This is a genomic window from Yokenella regensburgei (assembly GCF_051486985.1).
Classification (GTDB): Bacteria; Pseudomonadota; Gammaproteobacteria; order Enterobacterales; family Enterobacteriaceae; genus CBFFRJ01.
Window position 1 is genome coordinate 14,707 of the sequence record NZ_JAHVDV010000013.1, and the last position, 19,791, is coordinate 34,497.

Annotated in this window: 18 protein-coding genes and 1 pseudogene; 12 read left to right on the forward strand and 7 right to left on the reverse strand. The window is 52.6% G+C overall.

The annotated features are described in order from the left end of the window. Positions 1 to 52: 52 nt before the first annotated feature. Positions 53 to 1,123 carry a YncE family protein gene (locus tag KXR87_RS10960; protein WP_437432299.1) on the reverse strand — a complete coding sequence of 357 codons (1,071 nt, stop codon included), beginning with the start codon at positions 1,121 to 1,123 and terminating at the stop codon, positions 53 to 55. A 130-nt stretch (positions 1,124 to 1,253) separates the two neighbouring features. Next, positions 1,254 to 1,784 (reverse strand): inorganic diphosphatase, encoded by a 531-nt coding sequence (gene ppa, locus KXR87_RS10965; protein ID WP_263098289.1) that lies wholly within the window; start codon positions 1,782 to 1,784, stop codon positions 1,254 to 1,256. Positions 1,785 to 2,185: 401 nt separating this feature from the next. Here ppa and ytfQ point away from each other — a divergent pair, with 401 nt between their 5' ends. The 6 genes from ytfQ (at position 2,186) to KXR87_RS10995 (ending at position 9,185) form a co-directional block, all read left to right on the forward strand. After that, a complete protein-coding gene (ytfQ, locus tag KXR87_RS10970) occupies positions 2,186 to 3,142 on the forward strand; it encodes a galactofuranose ABC transporter, galactofuranose-binding protein YtfQ (RefSeq protein ID WP_437432300.1) in 957 nt (318 codons plus the stop codon). 266 nt (positions 3,143 to 3,408) lie between these two features. Beyond that, a complete protein-coding gene (ytfR, locus tag KXR87_RS10975) occupies positions 3,409 to 4,911 on the forward strand; it encodes a galactofuranose ABC transporter, ATP-binding protein YtfR (RefSeq protein ID WP_437432301.1) in 1,503 nt (500 codons plus the stop codon). Between the two features lie 10 nt (positions 4,912 to 4,921). Next, positions 4,922 to 5,947, forward strand: coding sequence for a galactofuranose ABC transporter, ATP-binding protein YtfT (ytfT, locus tag KXR87_RS10980; RefSeq protein WP_437432302.1), 1,026 nt, complete (start codon positions 4,922 to 4,924; stop codon positions 5,945 to 5,947). Then, positions 5,934 to 6,932, forward strand: a complete 999-nt coding sequence (gene yjfF, locus KXR87_RS10985) for a galactofuranose ABC transporter, permease protein YjfF (RefSeq protein ID WP_437432303.1) — start codon at positions 5,934 to 5,936, stop codon at positions 6,930 to 6,932. Before ytfT ends, yjfF begins: the two co-directional genes overlap by 14 nt. 111 nt (positions 6,933 to 7,043) lie before the next feature. Continuing rightward, positions 7,044 to 8,609 carry a methyl-accepting chemotaxis protein gene (locus tag KXR87_RS10990; RefSeq protein ID WP_437432304.1) on the forward strand — a complete coding sequence of 522 codons (1,566 nt, stop codon included), beginning with the start codon at positions 7,044 to 7,046 and terminating at the stop codon, positions 8,607 to 8,609. A 54-nt stretch (positions 8,610 to 8,663) separates the two neighbouring features. Next, positions 8,664 to 9,185 carry a DUF2569 domain-containing protein gene (locus KXR87_RS10995; protein WP_437432305.1) on the forward strand — a complete coding sequence of 174 codons (522 nt, stop codon included), beginning with the start codon at positions 8,664 to 8,666 and terminating at the stop codon, positions 9,183 to 9,185. 60 nt (positions 9,186 to 9,245) lie between these two features. Here the strand turns inward: KXR87_RS10995 and fbp are convergent, their stop codons facing one another. Beyond that, the gene (gene fbp / locus KXR87_RS11000; RefSeq protein ID WP_437432306.1) at positions 9,246 to 10,244 is read right to left on the reverse strand and encodes a class 1 fructose-bisphosphatase; all 999 of its coding nucleotides are present in this window, start codon (positions 10,242 to 10,244) and stop codon (positions 9,246 to 9,248) included. Positions 10,245 to 10,418: 174 nt separating this feature from the next. Here fbp and mpl point away from each other — a divergent pair, with 174 nt between their 5' ends. Beyond that, positions 10,419 to 11,798: a UDP-N-acetylmuramate:L-alanyl-gamma-D-glutamyl-meso-diaminopimelate ligase gene (mpl, locus tag KXR87_RS11005; protein ID WP_437432307.1), complete on the forward strand. Its 1,380-nt coding sequence runs from the start codon at positions 10,419 to 10,421 to the stop codon at positions 11,796 to 11,798. A 66-nt stretch (positions 11,799 to 11,864) separates the two neighbouring features. On the opposite strand, the gene KXR87_RS11010 is transcribed toward mpl, so the two are convergent. The 3 genes and pseudogenes from KXR87_RS11010 to yjgA all read right to left on the reverse strand — a co-directional run bounded on the left by KXR87_RS11010 (position 11,865) and on the right by yjgA (position 14,475). Beyond that, the gene (locus KXR87_RS11010; RefSeq protein WP_437432308.1) at positions 11,865 to 13,073 is read right to left on the reverse strand and encodes an aldose 1-epimerase family protein; all 1,209 of its coding nucleotides are present in this window, start codon (positions 13,071 to 13,073) and stop codon (positions 11,865 to 11,867) included. Positions 13,074 to 13,325: 252 nt separating this feature from the next. Next, positions 13,326 to 13,664 (reverse strand): annotated as a pseudogene (locus KXR87_RS11015) (NadS family protein). Between the two features lie 259 nt (positions 13,665 to 13,923). Further along, positions 13,924 to 14,475: a ribosome biogenesis factor YjgA gene (gene yjgA, locus KXR87_RS11020; RefSeq protein WP_437432309.1), complete on the reverse strand. Its 552-nt coding sequence runs from the start codon at positions 14,473 to 14,475 to the stop codon at positions 13,924 to 13,926. Positions 14,476 to 14,569: 94 nt separating this feature from the next. Here yjgA and pmbA point away from each other — a divergent pair, with 94 nt between their 5' ends. The 3 genes from pmbA (at position 14,570) to KXR87_RS11035 (ending at position 16,851) form a co-directional block, all read left to right on the forward strand. Further along, the gene (pmbA, locus tag KXR87_RS11025; protein ID WP_437432310.1) at positions 14,570 to 15,922 is read left to right on the forward strand and encodes a metalloprotease PmbA; all 1,353 of its coding nucleotides are present in this window, start codon (positions 14,570 to 14,572) and stop codon (positions 15,920 to 15,922) included. A 153-nt stretch (positions 15,923 to 16,075) separates the two neighbouring features. Further along, positions 16,076 to 16,465, forward strand: a complete 390-nt coding sequence (gene cybC, locus KXR87_RS11030; RefSeq protein WP_437432311.1) for a cytochrome b562 — start codon at positions 16,076 to 16,078, stop codon at positions 16,463 to 16,465. A 182-nt stretch (positions 16,466 to 16,647) separates the two neighbouring features. Beyond that, positions 16,648 to 16,851 carry a hypothetical protein gene (locus KXR87_RS11035; protein WP_437432312.1) on the forward strand — a complete coding sequence of 68 codons (204 nt, stop codon included), beginning with the start codon at positions 16,648 to 16,650 and terminating at the stop codon, positions 16,849 to 16,851. A gap of 148 nt (positions 16,852 to 16,999) precedes the next feature. On the opposite strand, the gene KXR87_RS11040 is transcribed toward KXR87_RS11035, so the two are convergent. Beyond that, positions 17,000 to 17,479 (reverse strand): hypothetical protein, encoded by a 480-nt coding sequence (locus KXR87_RS11040; protein ID WP_437432313.1) that lies wholly within the window; start codon positions 17,477 to 17,479, stop codon positions 17,000 to 17,002. Positions 17,480 to 17,865: 386 nt separating this feature from the next. Between KXR87_RS11040 and KXR87_RS11045 the strand changes: the two genes are divergently transcribed. Both KXR87_RS11045 and KXR87_RS11050 read left to right on the forward strand, forming a co-directional pair. Further along, on the forward strand, positions 17,866 to 18,465 hold the full coding sequence (locus KXR87_RS11045) for a nitroreductase family protein (RefSeq protein ID WP_437432314.1): 600 nt from the start codon (positions 17,866 to 17,868) through the stop codon (positions 18,463 to 18,465). A 614-nt stretch (positions 18,466 to 19,079) separates the two neighbouring features. Next, on the forward strand, positions 19,080 to 19,790 hold the full coding sequence (locus KXR87_RS11050) for a fimbrial biogenesis chaperone (protein ID WP_437432315.1): 711 nt from the start codon (positions 19,080 to 19,082) through the stop codon (positions 19,788 to 19,790). Position 19,791 lies beyond the last annotated feature (1 nt).

Genomic DNA, 19,791 nt, shown 5'->3' on the forward strand with positions numbered 1-19,791 from the left:
CCCGTGATGACGCCGCACCGGATAACAGGGCGCGGCGTCACTCTCATCCCGGTCAGATTTTTTCCAGATCGATTTTCAGCACTGCGTCTGCTGATTTGCTCATCTCTTTTTCGCCCTGCTTCAGGCTGACAAACAGTTCGCTACCGTTAGCCGCCAGCGCCAGGCTGTTGGGCAGTAATTCGGTAGCAATATAGGTTTTAAGGCGATAGGAGGTGCCGTCAATAATGCTGATGAGTTTTGCATTGCGATGGGTAATATAAATTTCATCGCGTTTGGCGTTGTAAAGCACCGCCAGAGAGTTAACGTTATTAATACTGTGGATAATTTTACCGTTACGGGTATCGACGACCAGAATATTGGGCAGATCCGGGTCAGTAATAAAAGCGCGATCGTTTTTGCTGTCGAGTGCGATATTCAGGAAGAAGTGTTTTTTATTGCCTTCAATCACATGGCGGCTGACGATTGAATTATCTTTCCCATCGATAGTAACCAACTCGCCACTGCCGTTAATGACATATACCAGACCTTTTTCGCTATTCACGGCAAGGCCTGTTGGCCATTTACCCATCGCTTTTATGGTGGTCAATAGCGTATTTGTTTGGGTGTCAATAACCCAGACCACTCCCTCTTTTGCTACGCCGGAAACATATAAACGGTGGTGGACGTTATCCAGCGCCATTTCGCGGGTATGAATAATCGCTTCCGGGTTTGAGGTATCGCTCAGCTGCAGGGTTTTCAGTTCCTTACCGCTACGGGTATCCAGCAGGGTCACGGAGCCTTCCAGCGTGTTACCGAGGTATAACCTGTGGTTTGCTTCATCCAGCGCGGTGGCGAACGCGCGGCGGCTGGTGTTCAGCGTGCCGGTGGTATTCAGGGTCTGCGGATCGAGGCGGTAAACGAGACCATGCGTTTTGTCTTTATCGAAAGAGGGGGCAGAGGCAGCGAACAGTGTGTTCTGGCTCGCGTCATATGCCAGCTCATAAATTCCCGGACCGGGGGACGCGGTCAGAAAGTCGCTTTGCGGACGTGTTGCTGCGCTGGCAGAAAACGATGTCACAAGCAGAGTCAGAGAGAGAGTAATCGCAGAGGCCGCTTTCAGGGCAGGTAAACGAGATAAGGTCATTGGCGTATCTTAATGTTATTTATGGAACGCAAATGATAATTATTGTCAGTAACGTTTGCAATGTTCGTAACAGGTACAAAAAAGCCCTGAGCCGCCGTCACCGACGTTCAGGGCTTTTCAAGCAAAGGGATTACTTCTTCGCAGCGCGCTCGAAGGAAGCAACGATTTCAGCTTTAGCGGCTTCAGCGTTGTCCCAACCGTCTACTTTCACCCATTTGCCTTTTTCGAGATCTTTATAGTGCTCGAAGAAGTGCGTGATCTGGGCCTTCAGCAGCTCAGGCAGATCGTTTACATCTTTAATGTGATCGTACTCTTTGCTCAGTTTGGTGTGCGGAACCGCAACCAGTTTGGCGTCTTCACCTGACTCGTCGGTCATTTTCAGCACGCCAACCGGACGGCAGCGGATCACTGAGCCTGGCTCCAGCGGGTATGGCGTTGGGACCAGTACGTCAACCGGGTCACCGTCCAGAGAGAGGGTGTGGTTGATGTAGCCGTAGTTGCACGGATAGAACATCGCAGTAGACATGAAGCGGTCAACGAACAGCGCGCCGCTGTCTTTATCGACTTCGTATTTAATCGGGTCAGCGTTAGCCGGGATTTCAATCACTACATAGATATCTTCTGGCAGATCTTTACCCGCCGGGACGTTGAGTAAGCTCATGTTTGTTTCCTTTGAAATGTGTGGCAAACAAGTGCCGGGTATTATAGCCAACTCCCCGCGAATGTCTCCGCCTGTTTTACTCTTCACCCCATCAGCGGCAGACTATTTTGCATAAAAACATGACCGGATTGTCCATAAAGACAGCCGCATCATCAATAAAATTATGTAAGCGATTACACTGAGGGTGCTGAGAGCAGTTTCACCTGAAAAAGACTGTAATTTCAAAGCATGATGCAGGCCCGATCCCTCATGCTCTTTTCGCGCGCCAGATCGCAACTGGAAGCTAACAATTTATTCACTTTTCCAATTTGTGATGTAACGCATTCTGTTACATCTCCTATTGTCTATAGTTTTCCCGCAGGCAAAGTTGCAGCCAACAATAACCCTACGAGGATACTCTTATGTGGAAGCGCTTACTTCTTGTCACAGCAGTTTCAGCAGCCATGTCGTCTATGGCGATGGCCGCCCCTTTAACGGTGGGATTTTCGCAGGTTGGTTCTGAATCCGGCTGGCGTGCCGCCGAAACCAACGTCGCGAAGAGCGAGGCTCAAAAACGCGGTATCACCCTGAAAATCGCTGATGCACAGCAAAAACAGGAAAACCAGATTAAAGCCGTGCGCTCGTTTATTGCGCAGGGTGTGGACGCCATCTTTATCGCGCCTGTTGTGGCAACGGGGTGGGAACCGGTGCTGAAGGAAGCGAAAGACGCCAAAATTCCGGTCTTCCTGCTCGACCGCACCATTGATGTGAAAGATAAAGATCTTTATATGACCACGGTTACCGCCGACAACGTGCTGGAAGGCCGTCTCATTGGTGACTGGCTTATTAAGCAGGTCGACGGTAAGCAATGTAATGTTGTGGAACTGCAAGGTACCGTAGGGGCAAGCGTCGCCATCGATCGTAAGAAAGGTTTCGCCGAAGCCATCTCTAAAGCTTCCAATATCAAAATTATCCGCTCTCAGTCTGGCGACTTCACCCGCAGTAAAGGGAAAGAGGTCATGGAAAGCTTTATCAAAGCCGAGAACAACGGCAAGAACATCTGCATGGTTTATGCCCATAACGATGACATGGTGATCGGTGCTATCCAGGCGATTAAAGAAGCGGGTCTGAAGCCGGGCAAAGACATCCTGACAGGCTCTATTGACGGCGTACCGGATATCTACAAAGCGATGATCGACGGTGAAGCCAACGCCAGCGTTGAGCTGACCCCGAACATGGCTGGCCCGGCATTTGATGCGCTGGAGAAATTCAAGAAAGACGGCACCCTGCCTGAAAAAGTTACTATCACCAAATCGACGCTCTACCTGCCGGACACGGCGAAAGAAGAGTTAGAGAAGAAGAAAAATATGGGCTACTGATGCCTTTGTCGCTCTGCCCCTCACCCCAGCCCTCTCCCCGGAGGGGAGAGGGAGTCGAAGGGCTGGCACGATTAATCCCCTCTCTCCCGAAGAGGAGAGGGAGTTAAGGGTTGGCACGATTAATCTCCTCTCTCCCGAAGAGGAGAGGGAGTTAAGGGTTGGCACGATTAATCCCCTCTCTCCCGAAGAGGCGAGAGAGTTAAGGGTTGGCACTATTAATCCCCTCTCCCCTCTGGGGAGAGGGTCAGGGTGAGGGGGAGAATACAATGACGACTGAACAACACCAGGAAATCCTCCGTACTGAGGGGCTCTGCCAGTATTTTCCGGGCGTTAAAGCGCTGGATAACGTCAATTTCAGCCTGCGCAAAGGCGAAATTATGGCATTGCTCGGTGAGAACGGGGCGGGAAAATCAACGCTGATTAAAGCCTTAACCGGCGTCTATCATGCAAACAGCGGCACTATCTGGCTGGAAGGCCAGCAGATCAACCCCAAAAATACCGCCCATGCCCAGCAACTGGGCATCGGGACGGTCTACCAGGAGGTGAACCTGCTGCCGAATATGTCGGTGGCGGATAACCTGTTTATTGGCCGTGAGCCTCGCCGCTTTGGTTTACTGCGCCGTAAAGAGATGGAGAAGCGGGCCACCGAGCTTATGGCTTCTTACGGCTTTTCGCTGGACGTGCGTGAACCGCTCAACCGCTTTTCCGTCGCCATGCAACAGATTGTGGCGATTTGTCGCGCCATCGATCTCTCTGCGAAAGTGCTGATTCTGGATGAGCCTACCGCCAGCCTGGATACCCAGGAGGTGGAGATGCTCTTCACGCTCATGCGCCAGCTTCGTGCGCAGGGTGTCGCGCTGATTTTCGTCACTCACTTTCTCGATCAGGTTTATGAGGTGAGCGACCGCATCACCGTGCTGCGTAATGGCAGCTTTGTGGGCTGCCGCGAAACCCGCGAACTCCCGCAAATCGAACTGGTGAAAATGATGCTGGGGCGCGAGCTGGACAGTAACGCTCTGCAACGCGCAGGACGCACCCTGCTCAGCGAAAAACCCGTCGCGGCATTTAAAGATTTTGGTAAGAAGGGCGTCATTACGCCATTCGACCTTGAAGTTCGCCCCGGTGAAATTGTCGGACTGGCGGGACTGCTTGGTTCCGGGCGTACCGAAACCGCCGAAGTGATTTTTGGGATCAAGCCTGCCGACAGCGGTAGCGCCCTCATCAAAGGTAAGCCGCAGGCCCTGCGTTCGCCGCATCAGGCCTCCTGTCTGGGCATCGGCTTTTGCCCTGAAGATCGTAAAACCGATGGCATTATTGCCGCCGCTTCGGTGAGAGAAAATATCGTGCTGGCGCTACAGGCCCAGCGCGGCTGGCTGCGTCCGATACCCCGGCGCGAACAGAACGCCATCGCCGAGCGTTTTATTCGTCAGTTGGGCATTCGCACGCCGAGCGCCGAACAGCCCATTGAATTTCTGTCCGGTGGTAATCAGCAAAAAGTGCTGCTTTCACGCTGGCTGCTGACGAAGCCGCAGTTCCTCATCCTTGATGAACCGACCCGCGGCATCGATGTGGGGGCCCACGCGGAGATCATTCGTCTGATTGAAACCCTCTGCGCTGATGGTCTGGCGCTGCTGGTTATCTCCTCGGAGCTGGAGGAGCTGGTGGGCTATGCCGACCGGGTAATTATCATGCGCGATCGCAAACAGGTAGCGGAAATTCCGCTTGCTGAGCTGTCGGTTCCGGCGATCATGAATGCCATCGCGGCATAAGGAGTAATCTGTGATGCCTCAGTCACTTCCGCAAACCGGGCCGTCGAAACGGCGCTTCACATGGCCGACAGGCACGCCGCAGATCCTGGCGCTCCTGCTGGTGCTGCTGGTCGACAGCCTGGTTGCTCCCCACTTTTTTCAGATTATGTTGCAGGATGGGCGCCTTTTCGGTAGCCCGATAGACATTCTCAACCGTGCGGCCCCCGTCGCTTTACTGGCTATTGGCATGACGCTGGTGATTGCGACCGGTGGTATTGATTTGTCGGTCGGGGCAACCATGGCCATTGCCGGCGCAACGGCAGCCTCAATGACCGTCGCCGGGCATAGCCTGCCGATAGTGCTGCTCGCGGCGCTCGGCACTGGTGTGCTGGCCGGGCTGTGGAACGGCGTGCTGGTGGCGATACTCAAAATTCAGCCCTTTGTCGCCACGCTGATTCTGATGGTCGCCGGGCGCGGCGTGGCGCAGCTTATCACCTCAGGGCAGATTGTCACCTTTACTGCCCCGGATCTTGCCTGGTTCGGCAGCGGCAAGCTGCTGCTGTTCCCGACACCGGTAATTATTGCGCTGGTGACGCTGGTTATCTTCTGGCTGTTCACCCGCAAAACCGCACTGGGTATGTTTATCGAAGCGGTGGGGATCAACATTCGGGCCGCCAAAAACGCTGGCGTAAACACCCGCGTGGTAGTGATGCTGACCTACGTACTGAGCGGCGTCTGCGCCGCCATCGCCGGGGTGATTGTCGCGGCGGATATTCGTGGGGCGGATGCGAACAACGCGGGATTGTGGCTGGAGCTGGACGCGATTCTGGCGGTCGTCATCGGGGGCGCCTCCCTGATGGGCGGGCGTTTTAATCTGGTGCTATCGGTCATAGGTGCGCTGATTATTCAGGGCATGAATACGGGGATTTTGCTCTCGGGCTTCCAGCCAGAGCTTAACCAGGTGGTGAAAGCAGTGGTGGTGCTGTGCGTGCTGATTGTTCAGTCGCCGCGCTTTATTGCACTGATTAAAGGAGCTCGCGGTCATGATAAAACGTAACCTGCCGCTGATGATCACCCTCGGCGTCTTCGTGCTGGGGTATCTCTACTGTCTGACGCAGTTTCCCGGTTTCGCGTCGACACGGGTAATCTGTAACATTCTGACCGATAACGCCTTTCTGGGAATTATCGCCGTCGGCATGACCTTTGTTATTCTCTCCGGCGGAATTGACCTCTCCGTTGGCTCGGTGATTGCCTTCACCGGGGTGTTCTTAGCCAAAGCGATCGGCTTCTGGGGCATTTCGCCCCTGCTGGCCTTTCCGCTGGTGCTGGCGATGGGCTGCGCATTCGGGGCCTTTATGGGGCTTTTGATTGACGCGCTGAAAATCCCCGCCTTTATCATTACCCTGGCCGGGATGTTCTTCCTGCGCGGGGTGAGCTACCTGCTCTCGGAAGAGTCCATTCCGATTAATCACCCGGTCTACGATAGCCTGTCCAGCCTCTCCTGGCTGATTCCCGGCGGCGGACGCCTGAGTGCGATGGGGCTGCTGATGCTGGGCGTCGTGGTAATTGGTATTTTCCTCGCGCACCGCACTCGCTTTGGTAATGAGGTGTATGCGATTGGGGGCAGCGCGACCTCCGCGAACCTGATGGGGATCTCCACCCGCAGTACAACCATTCGTATCTACATGCTGTCAACCGGCCTTGCAACGCTGGCAGGCATTGTCTTTTCGGTCTACACCCAGGCAGGGTATGCGCTGGCGGGGGTTGGGGTCGAGCTTGATGCCATCGCCTCGGTGGTGATTGGCGGTACACTGCTCAGCGGCGGAGTGGGCACGGTACTCGGCACCCTGTTTGGCGTGGCTATCCAGGGGTTGATTCAGACCTATATCAACTTTGACGGTACGCTCAGCTCCTGGTGGACCAAAATCGCTATCGGCATTTTGTTATTTATTTTTATCGCGTTGCAACGTGGTCTGACAGTACTCTGGGAGAACCGTCAAAGCTCGCCCGTAACCCGCGTTAGTACGATGGCGCCAAAGTAGTAACCTATTGAAATTACTATAAAGAACTAAAGTTTTTCCGGTGGCGGACGATAACCTGCCAATGAGGCTTAATTTACGCCTGAAAGAATCTCTGTTACCGGAAAAACTATCATGCTCAGAACGCTCTCGCTCCGTACCGGCCTGTTATCTCTCCTCGCCGTAATGACTTTCCTCCTGCTGCTGGTCAGCGGCATGGGAATTTATGCCCTCAGTAAAAGTTCCTCCTCCCTTGAGCGCGTTAGCGTGTTGCAGGGGGAGAAAATGGCGCGCCTTAACGAAGGCTACACGCGGATTTTGCGGGCGCGTAATGAGTCAGGCCAGGCGGTGCGCATGATGGAGGTCGGGCTGCTGGCGGATGCCGGGAAGTCGGTTGCCGCCATTAATGACGAGATAGACAAAGGTCAGAAGGCGCTGGATAGCGTGCTTAAGGGTGGCATAGAGGATGAAAAGGGCGCTGCGCTCATGGCGCAGGTTTCTAAAAGCTATGCGGCTTACGTTGCTCAGGGCATCAAACCGATGCAGGCAGCCCTGAAGTCCCAGAGCGCTGATGACTATTACGAGCTACTGGAAAACAAACTCATCCCTGTCTCACGGCAATTTGATAACGACATGCAGACATTTCAGGCATGGGGTGAAGCCAGAGGCAAAGCGGAAGTCAGTGCCGTGCAGTCGAGCAAAAACGTGGTCATGATGCTGATTGTGGTAGTGGCAATAGCGGCGGCAGGGGTCATTGTGCTGGCCTGGCTTGCACTACGCCATATGCTGCTAAAGCCGCTGGAATCCTCTATCAGTCAGCTTGAGCATGTCGCCGCAGGCAATTTGACCGAAGTAAGTGCTCACACTGCTAGTAAAGAGTTCAGCCGACTTAACACTGCCATTGAGAATATGCGCTATTCGCTTATCAACTCGGTGACCCGCGTGCGTGATGCCAGTTCGCAGATTGACACCGGCAGCCGTGAGCTATCACTGGGTAACGTCGACCTGGCGCAGCGCACGGAATCTACCGCCACATCGCTGGAACAGACCGCGGCGAGCATGGAAGAGATCACCGCCACCGTGAAGCAGAATGCGGATAACGCCGATCAGGCGCATCAGCTGGCGAAAACCGTCTCCGATACCGCCGACCGCGGCAGTGAGATGGTCTGCTACGTGATTGAAAAAATGCGTGATATCTCCGACAGCTCCAGCCGTATTGCCGACATTCTCAGCATGATCGACAGCATCGCTTTCCAGACCAATATCCTGGCGCTCAACGCGGCGGTCGAAGCGGCGCGTGCCGGCGAACAAGGGCGCGGTTTTGCAGTGGTGGCAGGGGAAGTGCGCAACCTGGCGAGCCGCAGCGGCGATGCCGCCAAAGAGATCCGTCAGCTTATCAGCAGCTCTCAGGCTCATGTTTCTGAAGGCAGCGATCTGGCGATGCAGGCGGGTGAAACGATGGATGAAATCGCTGCGGAAGTGATGCGAATGACCAGGCTGATGCGCGAGATTGCCAGCGCCTCGCAGGAGCAGAGCCGTGGTATCGAACAGGTGAATATCGCGGTCAGTCAGATGGACGAGACGGCGCAGCAGAACGCCGCACTGGTACAGCAATCTTCTGCGGCAACACGCTCGCTGGAAGAGCAGTCCCGTGAACTCCTGGATGCAATGGCTTCTTTCCGTTTACAGTCAGCTGCATAATAATTAACGCCGTGCAGGTTCGCACGGCGTTAATTATCGACAGGGCAGGGATAGATGGAGACGCAGGAAGAAATCAGAAAAAATATTTGTACTCAATGCGATAACGAAGTGCTTAAGGGCGGTGATTATTGCGAAGCGTGCGAGAACAAAGAATGTAAGAAAATCGGTGGCTGGCTGTATCTTCCCGCGCTGGGACTGCTTGTGGCGTTAGTGGCCAGTATTTTCGCCATCAACAATACCGCACGTACCCTGCTGGAATTTGGCAGCAGCGTCACCCCCCGTGGGCTGGGGGTCATTTATTTTGAGCTCTTTGGTTTTATCGGACAATTTCTGCTGACGATTTATGTGGGCAGTCTCTTTCTGCGCAAAAAGCGCAGGTTACCGCTTACTTACATCATTTTTCTTCTTTACGGCGTGGTGTTTGTGGGCGTGGATTTGTGGCTGGCGAACGCACTGATGAACATTCCGCTTGGCTATGACGATGCACGTTCTCTGATTCGTGCGATTGTTGCCTGCTGCATCTGGATACCCTACTTCCGCGTTTCAACACGCGTTAAACGTACCTTTGTGCATTAACGCATTACTGCGCCGGGGAAACCCGGATGACGGCGCAGGGCCGCATCCGGATTATGGGTGTTACGCGTCCGGGTACTCACGCATAAGACGTTCTACATCATTCACCATATGCTCGTTGCCGACGAAGAACGGGCGGCGCTGGTGCAGACTTTGCGGCACGATATCCAGAATGCGGTCTTTACCGTCACTCGCTTTACCGCCAGCCTGTTCCGCCAGGAACGCCATCGGGTTGCACTCATACAGCAGGCGCAGTTTCCCTTCCGGGTGGCTTGCGGTGCTTGGGTAGAGGTAGATCCCGCCTTTCAGCAGGTTACGATGGAAGTCAGCCACCAGTGAGCCGATATAGCGCGTGGTGTAGGGACGCAGCGTCGCCTTATCTTCTTCCTGACAGAACTTAAGATACTTCTTCACGCCCTGCGGGAACTTAATGTAGTTGCCTTCGTTGATGGAGTAGGTGTTGCCCTTCTCCGGGAAGCGCATACGCTCCTGGCAGAGGCAGAACACGCCCAAAGAGGGATCATAGGTGAAGGCGTGAACGCCGCAACCGGTGGTGTAAACCAGCATGGTGGACGAACCGTAAACCACATAACCTGCGGCTACCTGCTGGCTGCCCGGTTGCAGGAAGTCTTCTTCGGTAACGGGGGTGCCGACCGGTGTGACGCGACGATAGATGGAGAAAATAGTCCCGACAGAAACGTTAACATCAATGTTACTGGAACCATCGAGTGGGTCCATGAGCACGACATACTTCGCATGTTCACACCCTTCAAAGACAACGATTTCATCTTCTTCTTCAGAGGCGATCCCGGCGACAATATCACGTGCACGCAGTGCGGCTTTTAGTTTTTCATTGGCGAACAGATCGAGCTTTTGCTGTACCTCGCCCTGCACGTTCTCAGCACCGCTGGCACCCAGGATATCAACCAGACCGGCTTTGTTGATATCGCGATGGATGATCTTGGCACCCAGTTTTATTGCTGACAGCAGCGCGGTTAACTCACCGGTAGCGTGAGAAAACTCATGCTGTTTCTCAACAATAAATTCACCTAACGTTTTCATACCCTGTCCCTGCATTTTGTGTGGAGTAATGTGACCTCAACAATCTTAACAAAGATTCAAATGATCGCGCACAGGTGAATCGCGCCAGCAGGATACGGATTATCCTGAAATGCATTTCCGTCATGTTAAACATATGAGTAAAATGTGCGCCAAAGATAAGAAGGATAGAGACGAATGCGCATTCATATATTGGGGATTTGTGGCACTTTCATGGGCGGTCTGGCAATGCTTGCCCGCTCGCTGGGTCACGAGGTGACGGGGTCGGACGCCAATGTGTATCCGCCGATGAGCACGTTGCTTGAGAAGCAAGGCATTGAACTTATTCAGGGTTACGACGCCAGCCAGCTCGATAACGCGCCGGATTTAGTCATTATTGGCAATGCAATGACGCGCGGGAATCCCTGTGTTGAAGCGGTGCTGGAGAGAAATATTCCGTTCATGTCTGGCCCTCAGTGGCTGCATGATTTCGTTCTGCGCGACCGCTGGGTAGTCGCGGTTGCGGGCACACACGGTAAAACCACCACTGCCGGAATGGCGACCTGGATCCTTGAAGCCTGCGGGTACAAGCCGGGTTTTGTGATTGGTGGCGTACCGGGCAATTTTGAGGTTTCCGCCCGCCTGGGAGAGAGCCCGTTCTTTGTTATCGAAGCGGATGAGTACGACTGTGCGTTCTTCGACAAACGCTCCAAATTTGTTCACTACTGCCCGCGCACGCTGATCCTCAACAACCTTGAATTCGACCATGCGGACATCTTTGACGATCTGAAAGCGATTCAGAAACAGTTCCACCACCTGGTACGCATTGTACCGGGGCAGGGCAAGATCATCTGGCCGGAAAACGACATCAATCTGAAGCAGACGCTGGCGATGGGCTGCTGGAGCGAGCAGGAGCTGGTCGGTGAACAGGGCCACTGGCTGGCGAAAAAACTGACCACTGACGCGTCAGAATGGGAAGTACTGCTTGATGGCGAAGTGGTAGGTCAGGTGAAATGGGGCCTGGTAGGTGAGCACAACATGCATAACGGACTGATGGCGATCGCTGCTGCCCGTCATGTGGGTGTCGCGCCGAAAGACGCCGCAGACGCGCTGGGTACGTTCATTAATGCGCGCCGCCGTCTGGAGCTACGTGGTGAAGCGCATGGTGTGAAAGTGTATGACGATTTTGCACACCATCCGACGGCGATTCTGGCGACGCTTGCCGCGCTGCGCAGCAAAGTGGGCGGCACGGCGCGTATTATCGCGGTGCTGGAGCCGCGCTCTAACACCATGAAAATGGGGCACAGCAAAGACGATCTCGCCCCCTCTCTTGGCCGGGCGGATGAGGTCTTCCTCCTTCAGCCGCAGCACATTCCGTGGCAGGTGGCTGAAGTGGCTGACGCCTGTGTACAGCCTGCATACTGGAGCGGTGATGTTGATGTGCTGACCGACATGATCCTGAAAACCGCACTGCCGGGCGATCATATTCTGGTGATGAGTAACGGGGGTTTTGGGGGAATTCATCAGAAACTGCTGGATGGTCTGGCGAAGAAAGCCGCAGTGGCCGCAGCCGGATAAGTGAGCCGGTAAAGTCATCGACTGGGAACCGCGCCATCTGATGGGAATGGCGCGGTTTTTTTATGCCTACTCTTTCGCGATAGGTGTCTCAATCACCTGCTGCGTTTTACTGCCCTGAATATCCGCTACCCGTTTTTCCACTTCCTGCACCTGGCCTGCGTTATGCAACAGGGTGTAGGTAAGGTCAAAGCGAGTGCTCTGGCCGGGTTCCAGTTTCTTCACGCGTTTCTGTTCACGCTCGATGGTGACCGGATAGGCGTAGCTGGTGCCAGGTTCAATGCCGGTGACATAGCCCTGCTTTAAGGTATCGGTGTTTTTCCACAACGTCAGAACAGGCAACTGCTGGGTGTTAAAGCTGATGGCGGCCCCTTTGTCGCCCGCCTTATTAATGACGGCTGCTACGGTCTGTTTGCTGGCGTCTGCCAGCGGTTTTAGGTTAAAGACCATCTCATCGAAGCCTTTGGTGGGGCCACTGTAGGTTTGCCACTCCTTCAGGCCCGCTTTGGCGTAATCGTTAAATGGACTGACGCTTTCGACCGGGGCGATAAAGCGCGCACCTTCTTCGAGGATCGGCGTACCAAAATTGCTGTGATAAATAATCTGATAGTCGTGCGCATAGTCAGCATGGTTGGTCAGCACGTCGTGCAGCGTGAAGCTGTTGCTGCCAGGGATGTAGCTCAACTCCATCGTCGTTTGCAGATCGGCCTTCTTGAAGGTGCTCTCTTTGACCAGACCGCGAATGCGAATTTCATACGGCGCTTCTTCGCTGACATCGACGGAAACCTGCGAAGCCGGGGTGTTGCCCACTTTGCCATGCAGGGTGTAAATTTGTCCGTCCGCGGTCACCGGATGGCCGGTCCACTCATAACCGCAGCGTACCAGCATCTCGTTGAATCCATCCAGCCAGCCCAGACCATTGCGGCTCTCCAGGTTGATATAGGCGGGGTTTACCACCTCTTTTACCGGTGAATCCCAGCCCATGCGCACGCCAAAACCTTCAACACGCAGTAAGTTCATGCCTCGCGTTGGGCTAAGGGTGATTGTCAGCCCGTTCTGGCTGGTAATGGTGATGATTTTGCTGCCTTCCTGCTTACCACCATGCAGCACCTTCTGCTCAATGCTGAAGTTCTGATCTTTAATTTTCAGCTGCTGGCTGTTCACCTGCCAGTTTCCTTGTTCTATGCCGCTTTCAGCGCTGGTCAGCAACCAGGTTTTCGCACTGACGTTGCCGGAGATAAGCAGGGCGAGGGCAGAGATCACGACTGTTTTTTTCATTCATCATTCCTTTTTGCTGAATCGATTATGTTTCTGACCCGTGAAATCTAATAATTGCTGACTCCAAAAAATGTGATCGAATCGATCTGATGGAATAAAGGGCGATGAGACGATCAAAAATACGATATTGATCGCTTTAATCAATGAAATACTAGTGATACATACAGAAAAGTTGTGAAGTTGGCAGGGTTATGCTTTAACGATTCAGCTAATCCAACTGCAAAGCATTAGCAGATTATGAGGTAATAATCCTTAAAAAGCAGAACCGCATCGTTGATTATGATGACGCCGTGTATGGCAGAGGGTTTTTAACGGGTTAATGACAAAGGGGTTGGCTTGCCAAAGCAGAAGACGCTTTCGGGGAGTGCCCGCTGGCTTGCGGCGCTTTGATTACTGGCTTTTAACCAGCCCATTGCTTACACCTACGGTAGCAGCAAAAGCGTGTTGCATTAATTCTGTTGCTTCACGAATGGCTTTAACGTCGATTTCGCCAAAGGTATGAACATGCTCGGGGCGGGCGTTTTCACCTTTATCAATTCTGCCCCTTTCTTTCGCACTTGCCAGCAGATCGGCAGATAATTCGGCTTTCATGGTAATCTTATCGCCTTCGTTAATGTCCCAATCGGCTTAGTAGAACGCTGTACGCCAGCGTTAAATCAGCATGCCGGTTAGCGACTTCAGCGCTTTTTTTGTTCACTGGTTAAATCGTCTCGTTCATTTTCAGGATAAACGTTTGTGTACCCGGTACGCTAAACCGGCGGCAGTGAATTACGGAAAAAGGAGGGGGATGAAGTATGAAGAGGAAAGCAAAAGCGATGTGCGGAGGCGAGTCCGCACATCTGCGAAGGGATTATTCCTGACCTTCTGCCAGCTCGCGCAGATACTGGAAAATCAGACGAGAAGATTTTGGCGGCTTATTGCCTTCTTTCTCTTTTTTAGCATTACGGATGAGTGAACGTAGCTGCTGACGATCGGCATCAGGCCACAGGTTCATCACTTCCGCCAGCGCATCGTCGCCATTTTCAATCAGACGATCGCGGATCTGCTCCAGTTTATGAAACAGCGCCACCTGCTGGTTATGACGGTTTTTCAGTTTATCCAGCGCCTGGCGAATCGGCTCAACGTCGCGCTGACGCAACATTTTACCAATCAGCTGGAGCTGACGGCGGCGTCCTTCTTTCTTAATGCGCTGGGCGAGTTCAATGGCCGCGCGCAGGTCCGGGTCAAGCGGGATTTTATCAAGCGCGTTTTTACCAAGCTCAACCATTTCGAGGCCGAGCTGTTTTAACTCTTCGGCATCACGCTTAATTTCACTTTTACTGACCCAGATTATCTCATCATCTTCGTCCTCGATGTCGTCACCGGGAACGTCGTCGAGCCAGTCTTCGGGCTGCTTTGTCATCTATGGCTCCTTAAAAAAGAGGCTAATGTTACCAGTTAAGGTGCGCACTGAAAAACGGTTCTCTGTTAGACTTCAAATTATCTCTCCTTTAATTATGGCATTGGCGATGAAAGTAATCACACAAGTTGCACAACAACGTAAGGCACTGGAAGAGGCCGTCTCTACCGCGCTGGAACTGGCGTCTGGAAAATCAGACGGTGCGGAAGTGGCCGTCAGCAAAACCACCGGGATTAGCGTCAGTACGCGCTACGGTGAAGTGGAAAACGTCGAGTTCAACAGTGACGGCGCGCTGGGCATCACGGTCTATCATCAAAACCGTAAAGGCAGTGCTTCATCGACCGATTTAAGTCCCGACGCCATTGCCCGCACGGTGCAGGCTGCGCTGGATATTGCCCGTTATACCTCCCCGGACCCCTGCGCGGGGGTAGCAGAAAAAGATCTGCTGGCCTTCGAGGCGCCGGATCTGGATCTGTTCCACCCGGCGGAAGTCTCTCCGGACGAGGCCATTGAGCTGGCCGCCCGGGCCGAGCAGGCGGCGTTACAGGCTGACAAACGTATCAACAATACTGAAGGCGGTAGCTTCAACAGCCACTACGGTATTAAAGTCTTCGGCAACAGCCACGGTATGTTGCAAGGCTATGCCTCGACCCGCCACTCTCTTTCAAGCTGCGTGATCGCTGAAGAAAATGGCGATATGGAGCGCGATTACGCCTACACCATTGGCCGTGATATTCGTGACCTGAAGAGTGCAGAATGGGTAGGGGAAGAGTGCGCGCGCCGCACCCTGTCCCGTCTGGCGCCGCGTAAACTGTCGACCATGAAAGCCCCGGTTATCTTCGCCAATGAAGTGGCAACCGGACTCTTCGGTCATCTGGTTGGGGCGATTGCGGGCGGGTCGGTATACCGTAAATCCACCTTCCTGCTGGATTCGCTGGGCCAGCAGATCCTCCCTGAGTGGCTGACCATTGAAGAGCATCCGCACCTGCGTAAAGGACTGGCCTCCACGCCGTTTGACAGCGAAGGGGTACGCACCGAACGTCGCGACATCATCAAAGACGGCGTGCTGACCCAATGGCTGCTGACTAACTACTCCGCACGCAAACTCGGCCTGAAAAGCACCGGGCACGCTGGTGGCATCCATAACTGGCGGATTAAAGGGCGCGGGTTGGGCTTTGAACAACTGCTGAAACAGATGGGCACCGGCCTTGTGGTCACCGAACTGATGGGTCAGGGCGTGAGCGGTATCACCGGGGATTACTCCCGTGGCGCGGCCGGTTTCTGGGTCGAAAACGGCGAGATCCAATATCCGGTCAGTGAGATAACGATTGCAGGAAATCTGAAAGATATGTGGCGTAATATTGTTACGATTGCTGACGATATCGAAACACGTAGCAATATTCAGTGTGGTTCAGTGTTGTTGCCGGAGATGAAAATCGCCGGCCAGTAAAACCCGCGATACTTCAGGTTACAGGTGCCTGGCTGCACGCACTTATCCCCGCCACTTACGCATGTAAGCTCATGGGATGGGCGTGTTTGCCAGTTGCCTGAAACTCGACTTATTCAGGGTATGACTTTTTAATAATAAAAAAGGAAGTGAGCAATGCGGAAAAAACTGCTGGCGATGTTAGCTGTCTCTACCCTTGTCCTCGGTTCGGTGCAGGCATTTGCCGCCGATCTTGAAGAGGATATGGATACCCTCAATGAAAATCTGAAAGTGGTCGAGAAAGCTGACGATGCGGCGACCATTAAAGATGCGTTAACCAAAATGCGCACCGCAGCAGAGGATGCGCAGAAAGCGACCCCGCCTAAGCTGGAAGGTAAAGCGCCGGACAGCCCTGAAATGAAAGATTACCGACAGGGCATGGACACGCTGATCACGCAGATTGATGGCGCGCTTAAACTGGCCAACGAAGGCAAAGTGAAAGAAGCAAAAGCGGCGGCGGAAGCGTTTAAAGCCACCCGCAACAGCAACCACAAGAAGTTTCGTTAATTATCCTGAAGTGGGGCGCTTGCCCCACTTTCGCCCTCACTGAGGTATTCCTCCTCACGTACAGCCTGCCTTTATGCCCGTTAATGCGTCAGCGCTTAACGCATAACACGCAGCTATCTCAACGGATACTGTTATCAGCGAATACGAAGTGGCTTCCTGGTGTTGATGGACGGAACGCGCCCGTGAATGCTGGAAAATATTTCGACCAGCGTCACTTTCGTGTGATCCTGGCGCATACCTGCCTCACCACACTTTGCGGCCCGCTGTATGGAGATGGCTTTGCGGCGGCGGCGTTTGTTAATGCGGTTGTTGAGCGTAAGACGCCTGTCAGCACAATGTTTGGCGAGGGCATTGCGCTTCTGCACCCGTTTGTGGCTGCGCGTTGATACAACGCGCCCCACCGTTGGCCAGTTAATATAAAAATTTATGCTGCGTATGCTTATTTCCCTTGCGGGGGTAAGGTTTTATTATTTTCCCTCTCGTGTAGCATTAAATACAAATTATGCAAGGAGGAGGGTTTATATTTATTAATGGTTATTGTTTTTCTTCATTGCGAGACTTAATAGATTCTCCTTCCTTAGCCGCAATATTTGTCATTTTATCATTGAGTATTTCTTTGATAACTGTCGCCGGTTGGCTCACGTTAAAGGCGAGTTCCGGGGCGCTTACTTTCAGCCCTGAGAAGGCATCTACCGTGACTTTCTCTCCGTTGGGATACTTCGTTACAGAGACCAGTCGGCCGTGATAGAGCGGGATACCGGTCATCTCCAGCGTATAATCGGTCTTCTTTACCTCCTCGTGTTTTAATTGCTTTTCTTTTTTAATTTCAGCTACTGATGTCGTTGCCAGAGAAACTTTCGTACTGCTTTCCTCCGGCTCGCTATTTTTATTATCAGCATTTATCTCTGCAGATTTAGGTTTATTTCGCAGAGCCAACGTGCTGTCATTATCTGATGGATGAGAATCGCCGTGTGCGCCAGCACTCACGGCGGTAATTTTATCAATACCGTTCATTATCATCTCCGGAATATAACGTAGAATCCGACGCCTGGAGCGTAAGTGCCTCGCTGGAATGATGAGTCTGCGTTAGACAAAACGAGACTACGTCGTTATCGGCAGCGGCAGGAATTTGTTTAGTTAATTGTCGCTGTTATTGTTCTTTCATTTTTTTTGAACGATAGAAACAAATAGTTAGGCTTTCCCTAACCGGCTGTTGGGATTACTCTTTTCAATTGTCAGGGCAAACTGCCACCGGGTTGTTTGCTCTCGTTTAAGGGAAAGACAGGAATCGGCGAATCATGAACTCGTTTCAGCGCATTTTGAACGCACTCTTATCACGTGAGCAGCCTGTCGCGCAGACCACAACCCCGTTGGAATTAACCACCCTTTCAGGAGGCGTTATGCCAGAGAACTACCTTGCTTTAGCGAAACAACGCAGAACCATTTATGCACTGGGCAAAGATCTGCCGTTGCCGGAAGATGACGTTGTTCAGATCATTCAGGACGCCATCAAGCAAGCGCCTTCTGCCTTCAACTCACAGAGCTCCCGCGCGCTTATCCTGCTGGGCAGTGAGCACAATAAATTCTGGGAACTGGTACGCGAACAACTGAGAAAAATCGTTCCGGCTGAGAGCTTCCATGCGACCTCCGATAAACTCGATGGCTTCGCCGCCGCGGCAGGTTCTGTACTGTTCTTTGAAGATCAGGGTGTGGTGACCGCGCTGCAGGAGCAATTTGCGGCATACGCGGATAACTTCCCGATTTGGTCAGAACATAGTTCGGGTATCGCCCAGTATGCCGTCTGGATGGCGCTGGCGGAGAAAGGAATTGGCGCAAACCTCCAGCACTATAATCCGCTGGTGGATGAAGACGTTCAGCGTACCTGGAATGTCCCGGCCAGCTGGAAACTGCGTGGCCATATGAACTTCGGTTCCATTCAGGCGCCGGCAGGCGACAAAACCTTCATCGAAGATGAAAAACGCTTTATCGTTGCCAAGTAATCCGCCGGTCCGGATATTTGATAAAACGGTTTTCTCCGGTAAGCATTGCGCTACCGGGGAATCCCGAAGAGTGGCACAAGTGTCTTGTCCGGGCTATTTATGAACTTCCGTGAAGAGGAGTATCAACATGACAGGTGATAATTCACCTGCCTGTAAAGGGCCAAAAAAGAGAGCGAGCTTTAACCTTTCGGTATTACCGCAACCCTTCAAATATGACGAAAAAATTTAAAGTGTATACAGGTTTTTATATTCATCAGTGCCCTGCATTTGCTAAAAATCATTTACCGTGTGTAATTACCCTTTCATCTTTATGCAAAAAATGCACATACATTTCCTTGTTTTCAGCTAAATCTTCATGTCCATTTATCAAATAAATTTCATGTCTCAATACAATTTCCTCTAAAAGCTATGAAAAAGGAGGTTGAAAGCGATACGTGAAATTCAGTACAATCCGCGAAAACAATATTACATGAAGTAATTCGTCCCTCTTTTTTTCATGAGCATTATATGTTGCTCATATTTATCATTCACATGAATGTTTGTGATAATATGAAGCTAATATTCTTTATATAAATGTGTAGAGGCGAATAATATATTTCACGGAGGGATATACCATGCATGGATGTGCATTTTTTCTCTTTTCTCTGTTCTGGTGTACGGCGACGCAGGCAGGGATTCAGTTTGACAGCACGCGGATTATTTATCCGGCGGCAAAGGGCGAAATAACGCTCGCGCTGACCAACAATGCCAGCACGCCGCGTCTGTTACAGGCATGGATGGATAATGGCGATCCCACTCTTCGGCCCGACATGTCTACCGTCCCTTTTATTGTTACGCCACCCATCTTTCGTCTCAATAGTGCCAAAGGCCAGACGCTGCGTATCCGTTTTATCGGCGGTAATATTTCGCCGGATCGTGAATCGGTTTTCTGGCTGAACGTGCTGGAAGTGCAGCCAAAAATGAAGCACAAGGCAAAGGACAATAATGTTATTGAGTTCCCGGTGCGTTCCCGTTTAAAACTCTTTTACCGTCCCGTAGGGTTGCCAGGCTCGCCGGGCGATGCCGTTAACGCGCTTCGCTGGCGGCTTCTCAGCGTAGCAGGCCAGAACAAAATCGAATGCGAGAACCCGTCGGCATTCAGTGTCTCGTTTGCTCGTCTCAGCCTCAGTGAAGCCGGGGCACATGCTGAGGAAATAACAGGCATGTGCCCGGCGAAAGCGCGTTCTGTATTTACGTTGTCGGGTGCGGGAAAGGGAATTATTTATTTCACCACGATTAACGATCACGGCGGCTTTACGCGACATCAAGCTGTCTATAGACGTTAAA

Excerpts from the sequence above, each read along its gene's own strand:
- KXR87_RS10960 (WP_437432299.1), bottom strand. The coding sequence starts at position 1,123 with ATGACCTTATCTCGTTTACCTGCCCTGAAAGCGGCCTCTGCGATTACT.
- ppa (WP_263098289.1), bottom strand. The coding sequence starts at position 1,784 with ATGAGCTTACTCAACGTCCCGGCGGGTAAAGATCTGCCAGAAGATATC.
- ytfQ (WP_437432300.1), top strand. The coding sequence starts at position 2,186 with ATGTGGAAGCGCTTACTTCTTGTCACAGCAGTTTCAGCAGCCATGTCG.
- ytfR (WP_437432301.1), top strand. The coding sequence starts at position 3,409 with ATGACGACTGAACAACACCAGGAAATCCTCCGTACTGAGGGGCTCTGC.
- yjfF (WP_437432303.1), top strand. The coding sequence starts at position 5,934 with ATGATAAAACGTAACCTGCCGCTGATGATCACCCTCGGCGTCTTCGTG.
- KXR87_RS10990 (WP_437432304.1), top strand. The coding sequence starts at position 7,044 with ATGCTCAGAACGCTCTCGCTCCGTACCGGCCTGTTATCTCTCCTCGCC.
- KXR87_RS10995 (WP_437432305.1), top strand. The coding sequence starts at position 8,664 with ATGGAGACGCAGGAAGAAATCAGAAAAAATATTTGTACTCAATGCGAT.
- fbp (WP_437432306.1), bottom strand. The coding sequence starts at position 10,244 with ATGAAAACGTTAGGTGAATTTATTGTTGAGAAACAGCATGAGTTTTCT.
- mpl (WP_437432307.1), top strand. The coding sequence starts at position 10,419 with ATGCGCATTCATATATTGGGGATTTGTGGCACTTTCATGGGCGGTCTG.
- KXR87_RS11010 (WP_437432308.1), bottom strand. The coding sequence starts at position 13,073 with ATGAAAAAAACAGTCGTGATCTCTGCCCTCGCCCTGCTTATCTCCGGC.
- yjgA (WP_437432309.1), bottom strand. The coding sequence starts at position 14,475 with ATGACAAAGCAGCCCGAAGACTGGCTCGACGACGTTCCCGGTGACGAC.
- pmbA (WP_437432310.1), top strand. The coding sequence starts at position 14,570 with ATGGCATTGGCGATGAAAGTAATCACACAAGTTGCACAACAACGTAAG.
- cybC (WP_437432311.1), top strand. The coding sequence starts at position 16,076 with ATGCGGAAAAAACTGCTGGCGATGTTAGCTGTCTCTACCCTTGTCCTC.
- KXR87_RS11040 (WP_437432313.1), bottom strand. The coding sequence starts at position 17,479 with ATGAACGGTATTGATAAAATTACCGCCGTGAGTGCTGGCGCACACGGC.
- KXR87_RS11045 (WP_437432314.1), top strand. The coding sequence starts at position 17,866 with ATGCCAGAGAACTACCTTGCTTTAGCGAAACAACGCAGAACCATTTAT.
- KXR87_RS11050 (WP_437432315.1), top strand. The coding sequence starts at position 19,080 with ATGCATGGATGTGCATTTTTTCTCTTTTCTCTGTTCTGGTGTACGGCG.